Origin of the sequence: Glycomyces dulcitolivorans, assembly GCF_003265355.1 — a bacterium.
GTDB classification, from domain to species: Bacteria; Actinomycetota; Actinomycetes; order Mycobacteriales; family Micromonosporaceae; genus Glycomyces; species Glycomyces dulcitolivorans.
The window spans coordinates 1-16,845 of the sequence record NZ_QFRW01000275.1 but is presented as its reverse complement, the minus strand read 5'-3'; the positions used below and the strand labels follow the sequence as shown (position 1 = coordinate 16,845).

Annotated in this window: 16 protein-coding genes and 1 pseudogene; 11 read left to right on the top strand and 6 right to left on the bottom strand. The window is 69.8% G+C overall.

Translation table 11 applies throughout. From position 1 onward, the window contains the following. The 3 genes and pseudogenes from DI269_RS18305 to DI269_RS18295 form a co-directional block, all read left to right on the top strand. Positions 1 to 246, top strand: a pseudogene (locus DI269_RS18305) (cysteine--1-D-myo-inosityl 2-amino-2-deoxy-alpha-D-glucopyranoside ligase); the annotation flags it as partial. 71 nt (positions 247 to 317) lie between these two features. Then, on the top strand, positions 318 to 1,973 hold the full coding sequence (locus DI269_RS18300; protein WP_112138471.1) for an enoyl-CoA hydratase-related protein: 1,656 nt from the start codon (positions 318 to 320) through the stop codon (positions 1,971 to 1,973). Positions 1,974 to 2,036: 63 nt separating this feature from the next. Further along, positions 2,037 to 2,930: a phenylalanine 4-monooxygenase gene (locus DI269_RS18295; RefSeq protein WP_112138469.1), complete on the top strand. Its 894-nt coding sequence runs from the start codon at positions 2,037 to 2,039 to the stop codon at positions 2,928 to 2,930. Positions 2,931 to 2,937: 7 nt separating this feature from the next. Here the strand turns inward: DI269_RS18295 and DI269_RS18290 are convergent, their stop codons facing one another. Together DI269_RS18290 and DI269_RS27200 are read right to left on the bottom strand one after the other, a co-directional pair. Then, a complete protein-coding gene (locus tag DI269_RS18290) occupies positions 2,938 to 3,576 on the bottom strand; it encodes an MSMEG_1061 family FMN-dependent PPOX-type flavoprotein (RefSeq protein ID WP_112138467.1) in 639 nt (212 codons plus the stop codon). A gap of 23 nt (positions 3,577 to 3,599) precedes the next feature. Then, the gene (locus DI269_RS27200; protein ID WP_157975076.1) at positions 3,600 to 3,749 is read right to left on the bottom strand and encodes a hypothetical protein; all 150 of its coding nucleotides are present in this window, start codon (positions 3,747 to 3,749) and stop codon (positions 3,600 to 3,602) included. Between the two features lie 102 nt (positions 3,750 to 3,851). On the opposite strand from DI269_RS27200, the gene metH reads away from it, so the two are divergent. The 4 genes from metH to DI269_RS18270 all read left to right on the top strand — a co-directional run bounded on the left by metH (position 3,852) and on the right by DI269_RS18270 (position 9,355). After that, positions 3,852 to 7,394, top strand: coding sequence for a methionine synthase (gene metH / locus DI269_RS18285; protein ID WP_232822804.1), 3,543 nt, complete (start codon positions 3,852 to 3,854; stop codon positions 7,392 to 7,394). Positions 7,395 to 7,485: 91 nt separating this feature from the next. After that, the gene (locus tag DI269_RS18280) at positions 7,486 to 8,043 is read left to right on the top strand and encodes a thymidine kinase (RefSeq protein WP_112138465.1); all 558 of its coding nucleotides are present in this window, start codon (positions 7,486 to 7,488) and stop codon (positions 8,041 to 8,043) included. Between the two features lie 74 nt (positions 8,044 to 8,117). After that, the gene (locus tag DI269_RS18275; protein WP_198667537.1) at positions 8,118 to 8,786 is read left to right on the top strand and encodes an HAD family hydrolase; all 669 of its coding nucleotides are present in this window, start codon (positions 8,118 to 8,120) and stop codon (positions 8,784 to 8,786) included. 41 nt (positions 8,787 to 8,827) lie between these two features. Continuing rightward, positions 8,828 to 9,355 carry a DUF2087 domain-containing protein gene (locus DI269_RS18270; protein ID WP_112138463.1) on the top strand — a complete coding sequence of 176 codons (528 nt, stop codon included), beginning with the start codon at positions 8,828 to 8,830 and terminating at the stop codon, positions 9,353 to 9,355. A gap of 7 nt (positions 9,356 to 9,362) precedes the next feature. Here the strand turns inward: DI269_RS18270 and DI269_RS18265 are convergent, their stop codons facing one another. Then, the gene (locus DI269_RS18265) at positions 9,363 to 9,707 is read right to left on the bottom strand and encodes a winged helix-turn-helix transcriptional regulator (RefSeq protein WP_112138459.1); all 345 of its coding nucleotides are present in this window, start codon (positions 9,705 to 9,707) and stop codon (positions 9,363 to 9,365) included. Between the two features lie 149 nt (positions 9,708 to 9,856). On the opposite strand from DI269_RS18265, the gene DI269_RS18260 reads away from it, so the two are divergent. The 3 genes from DI269_RS18260 to DI269_RS27835 are packed head-to-tail and all read left to right on the top strand — an operon-like array spanning position 9,857 to position 12,491. Continuing rightward, positions 9,857 to 10,717, top strand: coding sequence for an NAD(P)-dependent oxidoreductase (locus DI269_RS18260; protein ID WP_112138457.1), 861 nt, complete (start codon positions 9,857 to 9,859; stop codon positions 10,715 to 10,717). A 29-nt stretch (positions 10,718 to 10,746) separates the two neighbouring features. Then, positions 10,747 to 11,616 (top strand): NAD(P)-dependent oxidoreductase, encoded by an 870-nt coding sequence (locus DI269_RS18255; protein ID WP_112138455.1) that lies wholly within the window; start codon positions 10,747 to 10,749, stop codon positions 11,614 to 11,616. Next, complete coding sequence (locus DI269_RS27835; RefSeq protein WP_332871978.1) at positions 11,577 to 12,491, top strand: NAD(P)-dependent oxidoreductase; 915 nt, start codon at positions 11,577 to 11,579, stop codon at positions 12,489 to 12,491. Before DI269_RS18255 ends, DI269_RS27835 begins: the two co-directional genes overlap by 40 nt. Before the next feature lie 19 nt (positions 12,492 to 12,510). On the opposite strand, the gene DI269_RS18245 is transcribed toward DI269_RS27835, so the two are convergent. Further along, the gene (locus DI269_RS18245; RefSeq protein ID WP_112138451.1) at positions 12,511 to 13,362 is read right to left on the bottom strand and encodes a helix-turn-helix transcriptional regulator; all 852 of its coding nucleotides are present in this window, start codon (positions 13,360 to 13,362) and stop codon (positions 12,511 to 12,513) included. Positions 13,363 to 13,493: 131 nt separating this feature from the next. Between DI269_RS18245 and DI269_RS18240 the strand changes: the two genes are divergently transcribed. Continuing rightward, entirely contained in the window at positions 13,494 to 14,243 is a 750-nt protein-coding gene (locus DI269_RS18240; RefSeq protein WP_112138473.1) for an NAD(P)H-dependent oxidoreductase, read from the top strand. 83 nt (positions 14,244 to 14,326) lie between these two features. Here DI269_RS18240 and DI269_RS18235 read toward each other — a convergent pair whose 3' ends face one another. Further along, complete coding sequence (locus DI269_RS18235) at positions 14,327 to 15,619, bottom strand: KamA family radical SAM protein (protein WP_112138449.1); 1,293 nt, start codon at positions 15,617 to 15,619, stop codon at positions 14,327 to 14,329. 205 nt (positions 15,620 to 15,824) lie between these two features. Further along, positions 15,825 to 16,250, bottom strand: coding sequence for an OsmC family peroxiredoxin (locus DI269_RS18230; protein ID WP_112138447.1), 426 nt, complete (start codon positions 16,248 to 16,250; stop codon positions 15,825 to 15,827). Between the last annotated feature and the right edge of the window lie 595 nt (positions 16,251 to 16,845).

Here is a 16,845-nt window from a genome sequence, read left to right as displayed (position 1 = left end):
GCCGAGGCCGAGCTGCGCCTGGGCCGCTGGCGCGAGGCCGCCGCCCGCGAGCTCGCCGTCCCCGCCGGGGCCGTCCTCACCGCCGTGCGCGAGCGCCTCGCCGACGACCTCGACACCCCCGGGGCGCTCGCCGTGATCGACGCATGGGCCGAGGAGACCCTCTCCGCAGGTGGCGAAGACCCCTCGGCTCCGGCCCTCGCCCGGGACACGATCGGAGGATTGCTCGGCATAGACTGCACGCGCTGATTGTGCGAAATGCCGAGTATCGGTACGCTTATCACTGAGCGTGGCCGACTCCCCATCCTCCTGGAGTCGAATTGAAGATCCTGCTGCTGGCGTCCGGTTTCAACGGACTCACTCAGCGTGTCTGGTGCACCCTCCGCGAGCAGGGGCACGAGGTCGGCGTGGAACTCGCCCCGGCCCATGAGACCCCCGAGTCGCTGACCGCGGCGGTGGAGCGGGTCGACCCCGACCTCATCCTCTGCCCGTTCCTCAAGCACCGGGTCCCCGAGGACGTGTGGCGCCGGTGGACCACCGTCATCGTCCACCCCGGGCCCGTGGGCGACCGCGGCCCCTCCTCGCTCGACCACGCGATCCTGGGCCGCAGCCCCCGCTGGGGCGTCACCGCGCTCTCGGCGGTCGAGGAGATGGACGCGGGCCCGGTCTGGGCCTCCTTCACGTTCGACGTCCCCGACGGCATCACCAAGTCCGCGCTCTACAACAGCCGCGTCGCCGACGCCGCCATGGAGTGCGTCGCGCAGGTCGTCCTCAAGGTCGAGGTGGGCCACAAGCCGAAACCGGCCGACGAGCTCCCGCACGCCGTCCCGGGCACCGGCGAGCTCCCGCTGCTGCGCCGCCCCGCGTTCGCCCTCGACTGGCACGCCCCCGCCGCCGAGCTCGCCCGCCGCATCGCCGCCGCCGACGGCGCCCCCGGCGCGCCCGCCGAACTCAACGGCCAGGGCTACTGCCTGTTCGACGCCGCCGCAACCGACGAGCACACCGGCGCCGAGCCCGGCACGCTCATCGGCCGCGACGCCGACGCGATCGCCTTCGCCACCGGCAAGGGCGTCCTCTGGGTCGGCTACGCCGCGACCCTCGACCGCAAGCGCGGCCCCAAGCTCCCGGCCGCCATGGTCATCGACCCCAAGGACGCCCCGTTCAAGCCGGTGCCCGCCGAGCTCGCCGAGACGACCTACCGGCGCGAGGGCGACATCGGGTACCTCCGGATCCGCTCCTACAACGGCGCCATGCACACCGAGCAGTGCCGCCGCCTCACCCAGGCGGTCGAGAAGGCCCTCGCCGAGGACACCCGGCTCCTCGTCCTCACCGGCACCGAGCACGCCTTCTCCAACGGCATCCACCTCGGCGTCATCGACGCCGCCCCCGACCCCGCCGCCGAGGCCTGGGACAACATCAACGCCATCGACGACCTGTGCGAGGCCGTCGCCGGCGCCGACCAGCTCACCGTCGCCGCGTTCACCGCGAACGCCGGCGCCGGCGGCGTCATGGCCGGGCTGTGCGCCGACGTCACCGTCGCCCGCGACGGCGTCGTCCTCAACCCGTACTACGACATGGGCATCTTCGGCTCCGAGCTCCACACCTGGTCGGTCGCCGACCGCATCGGCCCCAAGGCCGCCGCCCGCCTCCTGGGGGACAAACTCCCCATCTCGGCCTCCGAGGCCGCGCACATGGGGCTCATCGGCGCCGTCGGGCCCCGCGACTGGGACGAGTTCCAGCGCTGGCTGCGCGCGGTCGCCCTGGGCTACAACGACCCGGTGACGCGCGGGCGCATGTTCGCCGCGAAGGCCCGCCGCCGCGCCGACTCCAAGCCGCTGTCGTACTACCGGACCATCGAGCTGGCCGAGATGGCCCGCGACATGTTCGACGACCGCCACGGCTTCCACGCCCAGCGGCGCGCGTTCCTGGGCAAGTCCGCACCTGCGGAAACGCCGGCGAAACTGCGCTTCGCCTGAACCGTGTCCAACTGAAATCGGCAGTGCGTTGACAGGCCGCGTCCCACCTGGTGGACTGGAGGCATGTTCGAAGAAGGACAGTACTTCGCGCCGGTCAACACCGACGCCGACGGCACGGTCGTCGTGGAGCTGGGTGAGACCCACCCGGGCTTCGCGGACGCCGACTACCGCGACCGGCGCAACGCCATCGCGGCACTCGCATTGGACTGGAGGCCCGGCCTACCCGTGCCGACGGTCGCCTACACCGATGCCGAGCACGAGATCTGGCGGCTGGTCAGTGCGGAACTGGCCGTCAAGCATCAGGCCCTGGCCGCACACGACTACCTCGACGGCGCCGAGCGCCTCAAGCTCCCCGCCGACCACATCCCGCAGCTCCACGAGGTCTCCGAGCTCCTGGAGCCGCTGACCGGTTTCAGCTACATGCCCGCGGCCGGGCTGGTGCCCCTGCGGGAGTTCTACGGCGTCCTCGCCGACGGGAAGTTCCACGCCACCCAGTACATCCGCCACCACTCGGTGCCGCTGTACACGCCCGAGCCCGACGTCATCCACGAGGTCATCGGCCACGCCAACGCCCTCGCCGCGCCCCGCTTCGCCGCCCTGTACCGCGCCGCCGGGGACGCCGCCCGCCGCGTCCACTCCGAGGAGGCCCTGGAGTTCGTCTCCCGCGTCTTCTGGTTCACCCTCGAATTCGGGGTCATCAGCGAACCGGACGGCCTCAAGGCCTACGGCGCGGGCATCCTCTCCTCGTACGGGGAGATCGACGAGTTCCGGGACATGACGATCCTGCCGCTCGACCTGGTCACCATGGGCACCATCGACTACGACATCACCCACTACCAGGACAAGCTGTTCGACGCGGGGTCCATGGACCGCCTGGAGGACGTCGTCGGCGAGTTCTGGGAGACCTGCGACGACGACCTGATCGAGCGGCTCAAGGCCGACGCCGGGAAGGCCTAGCAGAGGACTAGTACAGGCCCTGCTCGTACTGCGGCCCGTACTTGTCGACCAGCTCCTCGTAGGTCTGCTCGGTCACCTGGGTGTCCTTGACCATGCGCGCGTGCACCGGCACGGCCTCGGGCGTCCACGTCTCTGGCTTCCAGATCCCCGAGCGCATCGACGCCTTGCCGCAGTGGAAGAAGATCGTGTCGATCTCGACCACGAGCGCCAGGACCGGCTTGTGGCCCTTGACGACCATGTCGTCGAAGAAGGGCGCGTCCGAGACCACTCGGGCGCGCCCGTTGATCCGCAGCGTCTCGCGCCGGCCCGGCAGGAGCGACAGCAGTCCGACGTGGGGGTTGGCGAGCACGTTGTGGTAGCCGTCGACCCGGTGGTTGCCCTTGCGCTCGGGGATGGTGACCGTGGCGTCGTCGAGGACGTGGATGAGCTTCCCGGCCGGGTCGCCCTTGGGGGAGGCGTCGCAGTTGCCCTCGGCGTCCGAGGTTGCGACCACGCAGTAGGGGGAGGCGGCCAGCCAGGCCCGGTCGTGCTCGTGGAGCCTGGACCGCTCCTTCTGGGCCGCCTGGGGGAGCACCTCCCCGACGATCTCCCTGAGCTTCGCCGGGTCCGTCACCTCGGTCCACAGTCGATTGTCAACGGCGTCCATGTGCGTCCCTTCGGGTGCGGGGGCTAGTCCGTCTCGATGCTACGCCCCGGCCGCGCCTGCTCGAGCCGGCGTTTCTCGTCGTCCTCCAGGGCGTCCCGCACCCCCTGCCGGACCGCCCAGTAGACGAAGTACGAGCCCAGCAGCATGGCGCCGAAGATGACGAGGAGTTCCATACCGCCCATCCTATTCGTCCGAGTGTGATCTTCGCTGGACACGATGCCCAACCTTTGAAACGGGCTTCCCACGGAGCGGCACGCGCAAGTACCCTTGACCGCGTGTCTGAGAAGAGCCTGTTCCTCGATGTCCTGAGCCGCCGCGTCGTGATCGCCGACGGGGGCATGGGCACGATGCTCCAGACCTTCGACCCGACGATGGAGGACTACGACGGCCACGAAGGCCTCTCCGACATCCTCTGCCTGACCCGCCCCGACATCGTCCTGGGCATCCACGACGCCTACCTCGCGGCCGGCGCCGACTGCGTCGAGACCAACAGCTTCAACGCCAACTACGGCGGCCTGGTCGAATACGGACTCGAAGCGCGCGCCCGCGAGATCGCCCGCGCCTCCGCCGAGCTCGCCCGCCGCAAGGCCGACGAGTACGCCACCCCCGAATGGCCCCGCTTCGTCCTCGGCTCCATGGGCGGCGGCACCCGCCTGCCCACCCTCGGCCACGCCCCCTTCGCGCTCCTGCGCGACCACTACGAGGCCTGCTCCCTCGGCCTCATCGAAGGCGGCGCCGACGCGCTCCTGGTCGAGACCGCCCAGGACCTCCTCCAGGCCAAGGCCGCCGTCATCGGCGCCAAGCGCGCCAACGCGGCCCTCGGCACCAAGGTCCCGATCATCGCCCAGGTCACCGTCGAGACCACCGGCACCATGCTCGTCGGCGGCGAGATCGGCGCGGCCCTCACCAGCCTCGCCGCCCTCGGCGTCGACCTCATCGGGCTCAACTGCGCCACCGGCCCGGCCGAGATGAGCGAGCACCTCCGCTACCTCTCGCGCCACTCGCCCGTCCCGATCTCGGTCATGCCCAACGCCGGCCTGCCCACCCTCGGCCCCAACGGCGCCGTCTACCCCCTCACCCCCGAGGAGCTCGCCGACGCCCACGAGGACTTCGTCAACAACTACGGCGTCAGCCTCGTCGGCGGCTGCTGCGGCACCACCCCCGACCACATCCGCGCCGTCCGCGCCCGCCTCGGCGGCGCCCCCGAAGACCTCGTCAAGCCCAAGGAGCGCACCCCGATCCCCGAGACCGGCGTGTCCTCCTCCTACCACCACGTCCCCTACCTCCAGGACGCCTCGATCCTCAACGTCGGCGAGCGCACCAACGCCAACGGCTCCAAGGCCTTCCGCGACGCCATGCTCGCCGCCGACTACGACCGCTGCGTCGAGATCGCCCGCGAGCAGGCCGGCGGCGGCTCCCACCTCCTCGACCTCTGCGTCGACTACGTCGGCCGCGACGGCGCCGAGGACATGCGCGTCCTCGCCTCCCGCTTCGCCACCGCCTCCACCCTCCCGATCATGCTCGACTCCACCGAGCCGAACGTGGTCGAAGCCGGCCTCGACGCCCTCGGCGGCAAGTGCATCGTCAACTCCGTCAACTTCGAGGACGGCGACGGCCCCACCTCCCGCTACCAGCGCATGATGCCGCTCGTCGCCGAGCACGGCGCGGGCGTCGTCGCCCTCTGCATCGACGAAGAGGGCCAGGCCCGCGACCGCGACTGGAAGGTCCGCGTCGCCGCCCGTCTCATCGACGACCTCACCGGCACGTGGGGCATGAAGGTCCAGGACATCTTCGTCGACGCCCTCACCTTCCCCATCTCCACCGGCCAGGAGGAGACCCGCAAGGACGGCATCGAGACCATCGCCGCCATCCGCGAGATCGCCCGCCTCTACCCGGGCGTCAACTTCACCCTCGGCGTCTCCAACATCTCCTTCGGCCTCAACCCCGCAGCCCGCCAGGTCCTCAACTCCGTGTTCCTCCACGAATGCGTCCAGGCCGGGCTCACCAGCGCGATCGTCCACTCCTCCAAGATCCTGCCGATGGCCTCGATCCCCGAGGAGCAGAAGCAGGTCGCCCTCGACATGGTCTACGACCGCCGCGCCGAGGACTACGACCCGCTCCAGAAGCTCATCGAGATCTTCGATGGCGTCAGCCTCGCCGGCACCAAGGAGGCCCGCGCCGAAGCCCTCGCCGCCCTCCCCCTGGACGAGCGCCTCGCCCAGCGCATCATCGACGGCGACAAGAACGGCCTCGACACCGACCTCGACGCCGCCATGGCCGAAGGCAAGCGGCCCCTCGACATCATCAACGACAACCTCCTCGAAGGCATGAAGGTCGTCGGCGACCGCTTCGGCTCCGGCCAGATGCAGCTGCCGTTCGTCCTCCAGTCCGCCGAGGCCATGAAGTTCGCCGTCGCCCACCTCGAACCCCACATGGACAAGGCCGACGCCGCCGACAAGGGCACCATCGTCCTCGCCACCGTCCGCGGCGACGTCCACGACATCGGCAAGAACCTCGTCGACATCATCCTGTCCAACAACGGCTACACCGTCGTCAACCTCGGCATCAAGCAGCCCATCAACGCCATCCTCGACGCCGCCGAAGAGCACCAGGCCGACGTCATCGGCATGAGCGGGCTCCTCGTCAAATCGACGGTGATCATGAAGGACAACCTCGCCGAGATGATGGCCCGCAGCCTCCACCGGCGCTGGCCCGTCCTCCTCGGCGGCGCCGCCCTCACCCGCGCCTACGTCGAGGACGACCTGCGCGAGATGTTCGAAGGCGGCCAGGTCCACTACGCCCGCGACGCCTTCGAGGGCCTCGACCTCATGAACAAGGTCATGACCGCCCGCCGCACCGGCGTCCCCATCTCGGACCCCGAGCAGGAGGCCAAGATCGCGCTGCGCCGCGAGCGCCGCGCCAAGCAGGCCACGCTCGTCGCCGAGACCCTCCCCGACCTCGACGACACCTCGGTGCGCTCCGGGGTCGCCACCGACGTCGACATCCCCGTCCCGCCGTTCTACGGCTCCCGCGTCGTCAAGGGCATCGCCCTCGCCGAGTACGCCGCGATGCTCGACGAGCGCGCCACCTTCCTCGGCCAGTGGGGCCTCAAGCCCGGCCGCGGCGACGACGGCGCCTCCTACGAGGAGCTCGTCGAGACCGAGGGCCGCCCGCGCCTGCGCTACTGGCTCGACCGCCTCGCCACCGACAACGTCATCGAGGCCAAGGTCGTCTACGGGTACCTCCCGGCCTACTCCGAAGGCAACACCCTCGTCGTCCTCGACGAGAACGGCCACGCCGAGCGCGCCCGCTTCACCTTCCCGCGCCAGCGCCACGGCAAGCGCCTGTGCCTCGCGGACTTCTTCCGCGCCAAGGACGGCGAGAAGCTCGACGTCCTCGGCATGCAGCTGGTCACCCTGGGCTCCAAGGTCTCCGAGTACACCAACGAGCTGTTCCAGGCCAACGCCTACCGCGACTACCTCGAAGTCCACGGCCTCACCGTGCAGCTCACCGAGTCCCTCGCCGAGTACTGGCACCGCCGCATCCGCCGCGAATGGGTCCTCCCCGGCGGCGGCACCGTCGGCGACGCCGACCCCGGCGACCTCAGCGGCATCCTCGACGTCGACTTCCGCGGCTGCCGCTACTCCTTCGGCTACCCGGCCTGCCCCGAGCTCGCCGACCGCGCCACCCTCGTCGAACTCCTCGGCGCGGAGCGCATCGGCGTCGAACTGTCCGAAGGGGACCAGCTCCACCCCGAGCAGTCCACCGACGCGATCGTCCTCCACCACCCCGAGGCGAGCTACTTCAACGCGAAATGACCCCGGGAGGTGCCTGGTGCCCATGGGGCGCCGGGCACCGAACCCGCGGCCGCGTTCACGCCCCGGCCACCCGCCCGGCACCATAGGGGCCATGTCGCACGAACTCGTCGCCTACCTCGGCGTCATGGACGCCGGGAAGTCCACCCTCGCCCTCCAGTACCACCACTCCCTCGGCGGCCAGGGCGTCGTCTACACCTCCATGGACCGCGGCGGCGAAGGCGTCGTCTCCAGCCGCCTCGGCCTCAACCACCAAGCCCGCGAAGTCAAACCCGGCTTCGACATCTACGACGACCTCGCCGCGACCCGCCCCCCGTACGTCATCGTCGACGAAGTCCAGTTCCTCGAAGCCCCCAAGCAGATCAACCACCTCGCCGACGCCGTCGACGGCCTCGGACTCGACGTCTACGCCTTCGGCCTCAAGACCGACTTCCTCGGCCGCCTCTTCCCCGCCTCCCAGCGCCTCATCGAACTCGCCGACCGCGTCGAGGAACTCCCCGTCCGCGTCAACTGCTGGTGCGGCGAACGCGGCACCCACAACGCCCGCACCCGCGGCGGCGTCATGGTCTTCTCCGGCGACCTCGTCGAAGTCGGCGACATGGACTCCTACACCGTCCTGTGCCGCCGCCACCACCGCGCCGGACTCGCCTAGCGACGGTGTGAGCCTCCTCGCCCGGAACGGGCGAAACCTCCGATCCGGCACGCCCCACCGATACCGTTCAAGGCGTGACTGAGCAGCAAGCGTTCCCGCAGGCCGTCCTCTTCGACATGGACGGGACCCTCCTCGACTCCGAGCCGCGCTGGGACGTCGCCCTCGAAGAACTCGCCGTGCTCCTCGGCGGCACTCTCCGCCCCGAGGTGCGCGACCGCATGGTCGGCTCCAACGAGGACGCCTCGGTCGTCTTCCTCCTCGAAGACCTCGGCCTCCCCGTCGAGGACTTCCCCGAGCACGTCCAATGGCTGCGCAACCGCATGAAGACCCTCTTCGCCGAAGGCGTCGACTGGAAGCCCGGCGCCGCCGAACTCCTCCGCGAGGTCCGCGCCGCCGGCGTCCCCACCGGCCTCGTCACCTCCACCGCCCGCGAACTCACCGAGGTCCTCCTCCAGACCCTCGACCCCGCCAACTTCGACGTCATCATCTGCGGCGACGAAGTCCAGGCCCGCAAACCCGACCCCGAGCCCTACCTCACCGCCGCAGCGAAACTCGGCGTCGACGTCACCCGCGCCATCGTCCTCGAAGACTCCCGCTCCGGCAGCGAATCCGCCCTCGCCGCCGGCGCCGTCACCTTCGCCGTCCCCAGCGAAGTCGCCCTCCCCGACGACCTCCCCGCCCACCGCCTCGACACCCTCGACGGCGTCACCCTCGACCGCCTCCGCGCCATCGCGGGCGCCTAAAACACCTTGACGCCCTAGGCGCTTCAGACGATCGTGGGCGGATGGAACCCAGCCACGAGATCGTCAAAGCCCTCGCCGACCCCGCCCGGCTCCGCGTCTTCGCCGCCATCGTCCTCGCCGGCGACACCGGCACCGGACTCGCCGCACTCCGCGACGACCACCCCGCCGCCGAGAAGGCCGTCCCCCGCCTCGTCCGCGCCGGACTCGTGACCACCGCCGACCGCGGCTTCCGCGCCGACCCGAAGGCGTTCCGCGACGCCGCCGCAGCGGCCCGCTCCGCCGCCCCCGACGCACCCGAGGGCACCGCCCCCGACGTCGCCCAGCTCTACTCGGCCGGACGCCTCACCGTCATCCCCACCCGCCGCGCCACCCGCGTCGCCGTCCTCCGCGACCTCGCCGACCGCCTCTTCGAGCACGACCGCGTCTACACCCAGGCCGAGATCACCGACGCGCTGGCCGAGGTCCACGACGACCCGCTGACCCTGCGCCGCGAGCTCATCGACGAGCTGCTCCTGGAGCGGACCCTCGGCGGCCGCGAGTACCGCCGCCGCGAGGCCCCGCCGATCTAGAGCCGCTCTAGCAGGCCGCGACCGACGGGCGCGGCTCCAGCGTCTCCCGGTGCTCGTCGCCCCACGCCTCCAGGGGCGCGAGCGCCTGGTTCAGCGACTCCCCGAGGGCCGTCAGCGAGTACTCGACGCGCGGCGGCACCTCGGCGTACAGCTCGCGGTGCACCACCCCGCTCGCCTCCAGCTGCCGCAGGTTCTCCGCGAGCACCTTCTCGCTCACCCCGTCGAGCTTCCGCCGGATCTGCCCGAACCTGACGGGCCCCTCGGCGAGCACCCACATGAGGTGCATCTTCCACTTGCCGCCCACGACGTCGATCGCGATCGACATGCCGCAGGTTTGATCTCCGTCACCCATGGCCACTGCTCTGTGCCTCCCGACCGTATTTCGAACCTCGACGTAAGCAACCCCACCAGGAAGTGCGGTCTTGCCGAGCCTACCCGGGCCGACCGACGATGGATCCCGTCAACACGAACCGGGAACCATCACTTCCGAAGGGGCACAACATGTCTAACGTCACCGTCCTCGGCCTGGGCCCGATGGGCCGCGCCACCGCGCGCCTCCTCCTCGACGCCGGCTTCGACGTCACCGTCTGGAACCGCACCCCCGGCAAGACCGAGGCGCTCGCCGACCTCGGCGCCAAGCCGGCCGCGACCGTCGCCGAGGCGATCGCCGCGAGCGACACGATCCTCATCTCCCTCATCCACTACGACGCCATGTACGGCGTCCTGGAGCAGGGCCCGGCCGACCTGACCGGCAAGACCGTCGTCAACCTGTCGTCCGACTCCCCGGCGAACACCGCCAAGGGCGCGGACTGGGTCCTCGCCCGCGGCGCGAAGTTCCTCACCGGCGCGTACATGACCCAGAGCGACGACATTGCGCACCCGGCCTCGCACCTGTACGTCAGCGGCCCCGCCGACCTCCACGACTCGCTGCGCCCGGTCCTGGAGAAGCTCTGCGCCAACGTCTACCTCGGCGGCGACTACGGGCTCGCCCAGCTGTACTACCAGGCCGGGCTCGCCATGTTCCACGCCTACCTCATCTCTCTACAGCAGGCCTTCGCGATGATCGAGCGCTCCGGCGGCGACATCGACACGTTCCTGGAGCTCAGCAAGGACGACGCGGGCAGCCAGCGCGACTTCTCCCTCTACTTCGCCCAGGCGGCCAAGCAGGGCGGCTGGGGCGACCTGGCGAGTCTGAAGATGATGCACGCCGGCGCCCAGCACGTCATCGACGCCAGCGAGGACGCGGGCGTCGACGCCGCCATCACCCGCACCATCCAGGACTACTACCAGCGCGCCCTCGACGCGACCGAGAAGACCGGCGAGGTCGTCCCCGTCTACCGCCTCTTCCGCGGCGACTACTAGCCCGCACCTCCGAGAAAGGCAAGTCCACCATGCCGAAAGGCAACCTCACCGTCCTCGGCCTCGGCGCCATGGGCTCGGCGGTCGCGACCCGCCTGCGCGAGGCCGGCTACGCCGTCACCGTCTGGAACCGCACCGCCGCCAAGGCCGAACCGCACGTCGCGGCCGGAGCGACGGCCGCCGCCACGGTGGCCGAAGCCGCCGACGCGGGGGACGTCGTCTTCGTCGTCCTCCTCGACCACGCCAGTGTCCGCGAGCACCTCGACCCGGCCGCCGACCGCCTGCGCGGCAAGGACGTCGTCAACCTGACCACGACCACGCCCAACCAGTCCCGCGAGACCGCGGCCTGGGCCGCCGAGCACGGCATCGCCTACCTCGACGGCGCGATCATGGCCGTCCCGGACATGATCGGCACCCCCGGCGCCCGCCTGCTCTACTCCGGCGCCGAGAACGCCTACGCCATCGCCCGGCCCGCGCTGGAGACCCTCGGCGGCGCCGAGTTCACCGGCGCCGACCCCGGCGTCGCCTCGCTCAAGGACATGGCCCTGCTCGCGGCCATGGACCTGATGCTCCTGGGCTACCTCCAGGCCATCGCCATGATGCGCACCGCCGGCGCCACCGCGGCCGACACCGCCGCGGAGGTCGAGGACTGGCTCGCCGCCATGCTCCCGTACGGCAAGGAGATCGCCGCGATCGTCGACGGCGGGACCTACGACACCGGCGGCCAGAACGTCGACTTCGACCGCGCCGGCATCGGCTCGCTCATCACCGCCAGCCGCGAGCAGGGCGTCAGCGCCGTCCTCCTCGAACCGCACCGCAAGCTCCTCGACGAGCTCGCCGCCGCCGGGCACGGCGCCAGCGACTGGCCGCGCATCATCGACCGACTCACGATCACCAGATAGGGAAGCAGCACATGCCGAACCAGACCGTCGCCGTCCTCGGGCTCGGGGCCATGGGCTCCGCCATCACCGCCCGCCTCCGCGACACCGGATACGACACCGTGGTGTGGAACCGCACCGCCGCCAAGGCCGCGCCGCACGCCGAAGCCGGGTCCCGCGCCGCCGCCACCGTCGCCGAAGCCGCCGAACTCAGCGACATCGTCCTGGTCGTCCTCTTCGACCACGCCAGCGTCCGCGAGCACCTCGAACCGATCGCCGCCGACCTCAAGGGCAAGACCGTCGTCAACGTGACCACGACGACCCCGAACGAGGCCCGCTCGACCGCGGCCTGGGCCGCCGAGCAGGGCCTGACCTACCTCGACGGCGCCATCATGGCCACGCCCGACATGATCGGGACGCCCTACTCGCGCTTCCTCTACTCCGGGGACCGCGGCGCGTACGACACCGCCCGCGAGGCCCTCGAAACCCTCGGCGCCGCCGACTACGAGGGCGAGGACGCCGGGCTCGCCTCGCTCAAGGACATGGCGCTGCTGACCGCGATGTACCAGATGTTCAGCGGCTTCATGCAGGCCGCCGCGATGATGCGCACCGTCGGCGTCCCCGCGTCCCAGACCGCCGGCGAAGTGGCCGGCTGGCTCGGCGCGATCCTCCCGCACACCGAGAGCTTCGCCGCGGTCATCGACGACCGCGACTTCAGCGCCGGCCAGAGCGTCGACTTCACGCGCGCCGCCGTCGGCTCGCTCATCACCGCCAGCCGCGAGCAGGGCGTCAGCGCCGACTTCCTCGAACCGCTCCTGAGCCGCCTCGACGAGCTCAGCGCCACCGGACGCGGCGGCGTCAACTGGGTCAGCGTCAACGAGCAGCTCGCCATCGGCTAGCCGACCTGGGGGCGGGGGACTAGCCTCCCGCCCCCAGCAGCGCGAGCTTCTCGTACCCGTCCGTCCCCGGCGCCGCCGTCAGCGTCACGAGCATCTGACCGGAGCCGTCCGCGACCCGGAACTGGTCCTTGTACAGCTGGATCAGGCCCACCATCGGGTGGTCGAACCGCACCCAGCCGATGTTGCAGTCCTTGACCTCGGCCTGCGCCCACATCTCCGCGAAGTCCCGGTGCGCCACCGACAGCTCGCCGATGAGCGCGGTCATCGCCGCGTCCTCGGGGAACAGCGCCGCCATCTTCCGCAGCTGCGCCACCGTCTCGTGCGAGCACACGGCGTACCAGTCGGGGAAGAACTCCCGCGAGTCGTCGTCGAACAGCAGCCGCACGAAGTTCGGCCCCGCCTCCAGGTCCCAGCCGAACCCGCCGTACAGCAGCCTGGCCAGCCGGTTCGAGGCGAGCACGTCCTGCCGGTGGTTCAAGATCAGCGCCGGGAAGCCGTCGATCGCAGCGAGCATCGTCTGAAGCGAGGGCCGCACCCCCACCTGCGACTGCATCGGGTCGCGCCGCGAGTTCCCCGCCAGCCGGTGCAGATGCGCCCGCGTGGTCTCGTCGAGCCGCAGCGCCCGCGCCACGGCGTCGAGCACCTGATCGGACGGGCGCTTCGCCCGGCCCTGCTCCAGGCGCGTGTAGTAGTCCACGCTCACCCCGGCCAGCAGCGCCAGCTCCTCGCGCCGCAGCCCGGGCACCCGCCGCCGCGCGTCCTTCGGCAGCCCGACCTCGTCGGGGTTCACCCTGGCGCGCCGCGCCTGGAGAAACTTGCCCAAGTCGACGACGTCCTCCAGCTTGTGGATCCCGGTCGCATCAGATGACATCACTCAAACCTCCGCGGCAAGCATGCCCGCGTCCGGGCCGCGATGCCTAGGTCTGTCAGTCCTAGGGTCGAACGACCCCAGGTCGAACAGACGTCTGGTAGCCCGCCCGGATCCGCCGCAGCATGGTCGTCATGAAGATCCACATCGTTTACGCCCACCCGCACGCCGCCTCCCTGAACGCCGCGCTCCGCGACGAGGCCGTCCAGACCCTCGAAGGGCTCGGCCACACCGTCACCGTCTCGGACCTGTACGCGATGCGGTGGAACCCCGTCGCGGACTTCGACGACTTCGGGATCGAGGCGGAGGGCACCTTCGTCGGTACCGCGGTCGGCGCGTTCGAAGCCGATGCCATGAAGGCCGACATCAAGGCCGAGCAGGAGAAGCTCCTCGCCGCCGACGCCGTCGTGCTCCAATTCCCGCTCTGGTGGTTCACGGTGCCCGCCATCATGAAGGGCTGGATCGACCGGGTCTTCAACGTCGGGTTCGGCTACGGCGTCAACCGCGCCTGGAAGCGCTACGGCGACGGCGTCCTCGCCGGCAAGCGCGCCATGGTCCTCGTGACCACCGGCGCCGCCGAATCCCACCTCTCCGACCGGGGGATCAACGGCTCCATCGACGACCTGCTGTTCCCGCTCCAGCACGGCGTCCTCTTCTACACCGGCATGCAGGTCCTCCCGCCCGAGGTGGTCACCGGCGCCCACCTGATCGACGAGTCGGGCTACGCCGACACCGTCAAGCGGCTCCGCTCCCGCCTGGAGACCCTCGCCGAGACCGAGCCGATCGCCTACCGCAAGCAGGCCGAGGACTACGACGAGGACAAGCGCCTCAAGCCGGGCCTCGAACCCGAGGGCGCCACCGGCTTCGCGCTGCACCTCGCCTGACAAGAGACGAGCCGGAGCGGTAGAGACCGCTCCGGCTCGCACCCCTCTTCCGAGAAGACGCCGTCCAGCCGATGAGGACGGGTCTACTCGAAGGGGAACCGGTCCGCGAACGCGGGCTTCAGGTCGTCGAGCCACACGGCGTTCTCATCGAACTTCGCGTAGAACGGGATCCCGACGATGTCGGGGTCCCTGGCCTGGAGCATCCGCAGCGCGAACACCTTCTCGTCACCGATCTGGACGACTCCGTCCACCGCTACCTTGCCCGGCGTGGCCGACATCGACGGGCCTCTCACGGTCCGGCACAAGCCGGAGACCTGGCTGAACGCGTCCCGGTAGATCTCCCAGGCACGCGCCAGCGGCACCGAGAAGTAGTCCCTCGGTCCCGTATCGCGCTCCACGAACATGTAGTACGGGATCATCCCCAGCCGGTGCTGGGTCCTCCACATCCCCGCCCACTGGTCCGCGTCGTCGTTGATCGTCCTGATCAACGGCGCCTGCGTCCGGATCACCGCACCCGTGGACCGAATGCGCCGCACCGCCTCCCGCACGATGTCGGAGTCGAGCTCCTTCAAGTGCGAGAAGTGCGCCATGAACGCGAGGTTCCTCCCCGAGTCCACCACCTGCTGGAACAGCCGCAGCGTGTCGTCCGCGTCGGGGTCCGACACGAACCGCTGCGGCCAGTAGGCCAGCGCCTTGGACCCGATGCGAATCGACTCGACGTGGTCCAAACTCAGCAGCGGCTCGATGTACCGCCGCAGCACCGGCTCGCCCATGATCATCGGGTCCCCGCCGGTGAGCAGCACGCTGCTCACCTCGGGATGCTCCCGCACGTAGCCGGTCAGCTGCTCCACGTCGTTGTTCGCCATCTTCAGGTCGGCGATCCCCACGAACTGCGCCCACCTGAAGCAGTAGGTGCAGTACGCGTGGCAGGTCTGACCCTGCTGCGGGAAGAACAGCACCGTCTCGCGGTACTTGTGCTGGAGCCCCGGAATGGGCTCCTCGCCGGCCTTCGGGATGTTCAGCTGGAGCTGGCCCGCCGGATGCGGGTTGAGCTTGAACCGCACCTCGTTGGCCGCGGCCGTCACCTCCTGTTTCGAGGCGTCGGACTTCAGCAGCCCCGCGATGTGGTCGACGTCCTCCGCGGGAAGCATGTCCTCCTGCGGGAACACCAGCCGGAACATCGGGTCCTCGAACGGACGGTCCCAGTCGATGAGCTCATCGACCACGTACGCGTTCGTCCGGAACGGCAGGACCGAAGCGACGGCCCTGGTGCGAAGCCGCTGCTCCTCCGACAGCGGCGCTCGTTGAAGCAGATCGTCGAGATGACGAATGGTGTAGGCCTGGAACCGCCTACCGGTGTTTTCAGGAGCAGTCACGAGAACTCCCTCCTCTTGCGGTTGTCGGTTTGCAACGCGGCCGGCAGGGCCCTGATTACAAACAAGTGCGCGAAACCAACGCTCACCCGGCCTCCTCGGACTCCCGTCCGTGTCGGCTCCGTGGCCTTTCGACCACGGATGGTGCACCCGATGCTTTCGCGCACACTGTGCGTGAATATGAAATTTTCAGTTGTTTGTGACGACCCTAACCCAGGGTCGCCTCAAGTGAAATGGGGACCGCCTTCAACGCCTGGCTCACGGGGCAGCCGTCCTTGGTCGCCGCAGCGATCTGGTCGAACTCGTCCTTCTCGATGCCGGGAATGACGGCCCGAACCGTAAGGGCGATGCCGGTTATGCCCGTGCCGGGCGTGAAGTCCACGGCCGCCTCGGTGACGATCTCCTCCGCGGTGTGGCCGGCCTTGCCCAGGCCCGCCGAGAGCGCCATGGAGTAGCAGGAAGCGTGGGCCGCCGCGATGAGCTCCTCGGGGCTGGTCTTGCCCTCCGGGTTGTTCGCGCGGGCCGCCCAGGTCACCGGAGTGTCCGGCAGACCGGACGACACGAAGCTGGTGACACCGCCGCCGTCTTGGAGACCGCCGGTCCATCGGGTGCGTGCGTTGCGAGTGACTGACATGCCTTCTCCTCTGATCGGAGTTCCTTCGCTCGCAGGCTAACAGTCGAACTTGACGCCAGAAGACGGTCCGCGACGGCGGTCGTCCCTGCCGACCTGCCGCCGTATTTCGCGAAGTGCCTACCGTCTTCCCTGGTCAAGCGTAACGTTGAACGACAGGTGACCCCCCTGGTTTCGGCCTCTTCGGGGGTGTGTAATGTTGTCTCTGCCCGCGGGGGAACGGAACGGCCAAGCCGGTTCGGAGATCACGGAGGCACGCGACAGGCTCACAGAGCCACGGCGCGGTCCTGATCGCAGCGCGGGAATCACCTGAGACTCCATAGAGGCTCAATCGGGTGTGACCAGGGTCAATCAGCCCCGGTTAGACATCGCGAATTGAGACTAGTAATGTTGTCCGGGTTGCTCCGGCGGAGAATGAATCCCAATTCGGATTTAGGTTTCTGTTGTGGCGTGTTGTTTGAGAACTCAACAGGGTGTTTGGATGGTCAGCGTGCGGACCGTTCGGGAGTGTCTGGCCTAGGTGCTGGGTGTCTTCTTGAATGGTACTGTTTTTGACTGTCTTTTCCTTGGGGCACTTGCTTGGTGCCCCGTGAAAATC

Coding starts and splice junctions, on each gene's coding strand:
- DI269_RS18240 (WP_112138473.1), top strand. CDS start 13,494: ATGAAGATCCACATCGTTTACGCCCACCCGCACGCCGCCTCCCTGAAC.
- DI269_RS18255 (WP_112138455.1), top strand. CDS start 10,747: ATGCCGAAAGGCAACCTCACCGTCCTCGGCCTCGGCGCCATGGGCTCG.
- DI269_RS18260 (WP_112138457.1), top strand. CDS start 9,857: ATGTCTAACGTCACCGTCCTCGGCCTGGGCCCGATGGGCCGCGCCACC.
- DI269_RS18265 (WP_112138459.1), bottom strand. CDS start 9,707: ATGGGTGACGGAGATCAAACCTGCGGCATGTCGATCGCGATCGACGTC.
- DI269_RS18280 (WP_112138465.1), top strand. CDS start 7,486: ATGTCGCACGAACTCGTCGCCTACCTCGGCGTCATGGACGCCGGGAAG.
- DI269_RS18270 (WP_112138463.1), top strand. CDS start 8,828: ATGGAACCCAGCCACGAGATCGTCAAAGCCCTCGCCGACCCCGCCCGG.
- DI269_RS18290 (WP_112138467.1), bottom strand. CDS start 3,576: ATGGACGCCGTTGACAATCGACTGTGGACCGAGGTGACGGACCCGGCG.
- DI269_RS18230 (WP_112138447.1), bottom strand. CDS start 16,250: ATGTCAGTCACTCGCAACGCACGCACCCGATGGACCGGCGGTCTCCAA.
- DI269_RS18245 (WP_112138451.1), bottom strand. CDS start 13,362: ATGTCATCTGATGCGACCGGGATCCACAAGCTGGAGGACGTCGTCGAC.
- DI269_RS27200 (WP_157975076.1), bottom strand. CDS start 3,749: ATGGAACTCCTCGTCATCTTCGGCGCCATGCTGCTGGGCTCGTACTTC.
- DI269_RS18295 (WP_112138469.1), top strand. CDS start 2,037: ATGTTCGAAGAAGGACAGTACTTCGCGCCGGTCAACACCGACGCCGAC.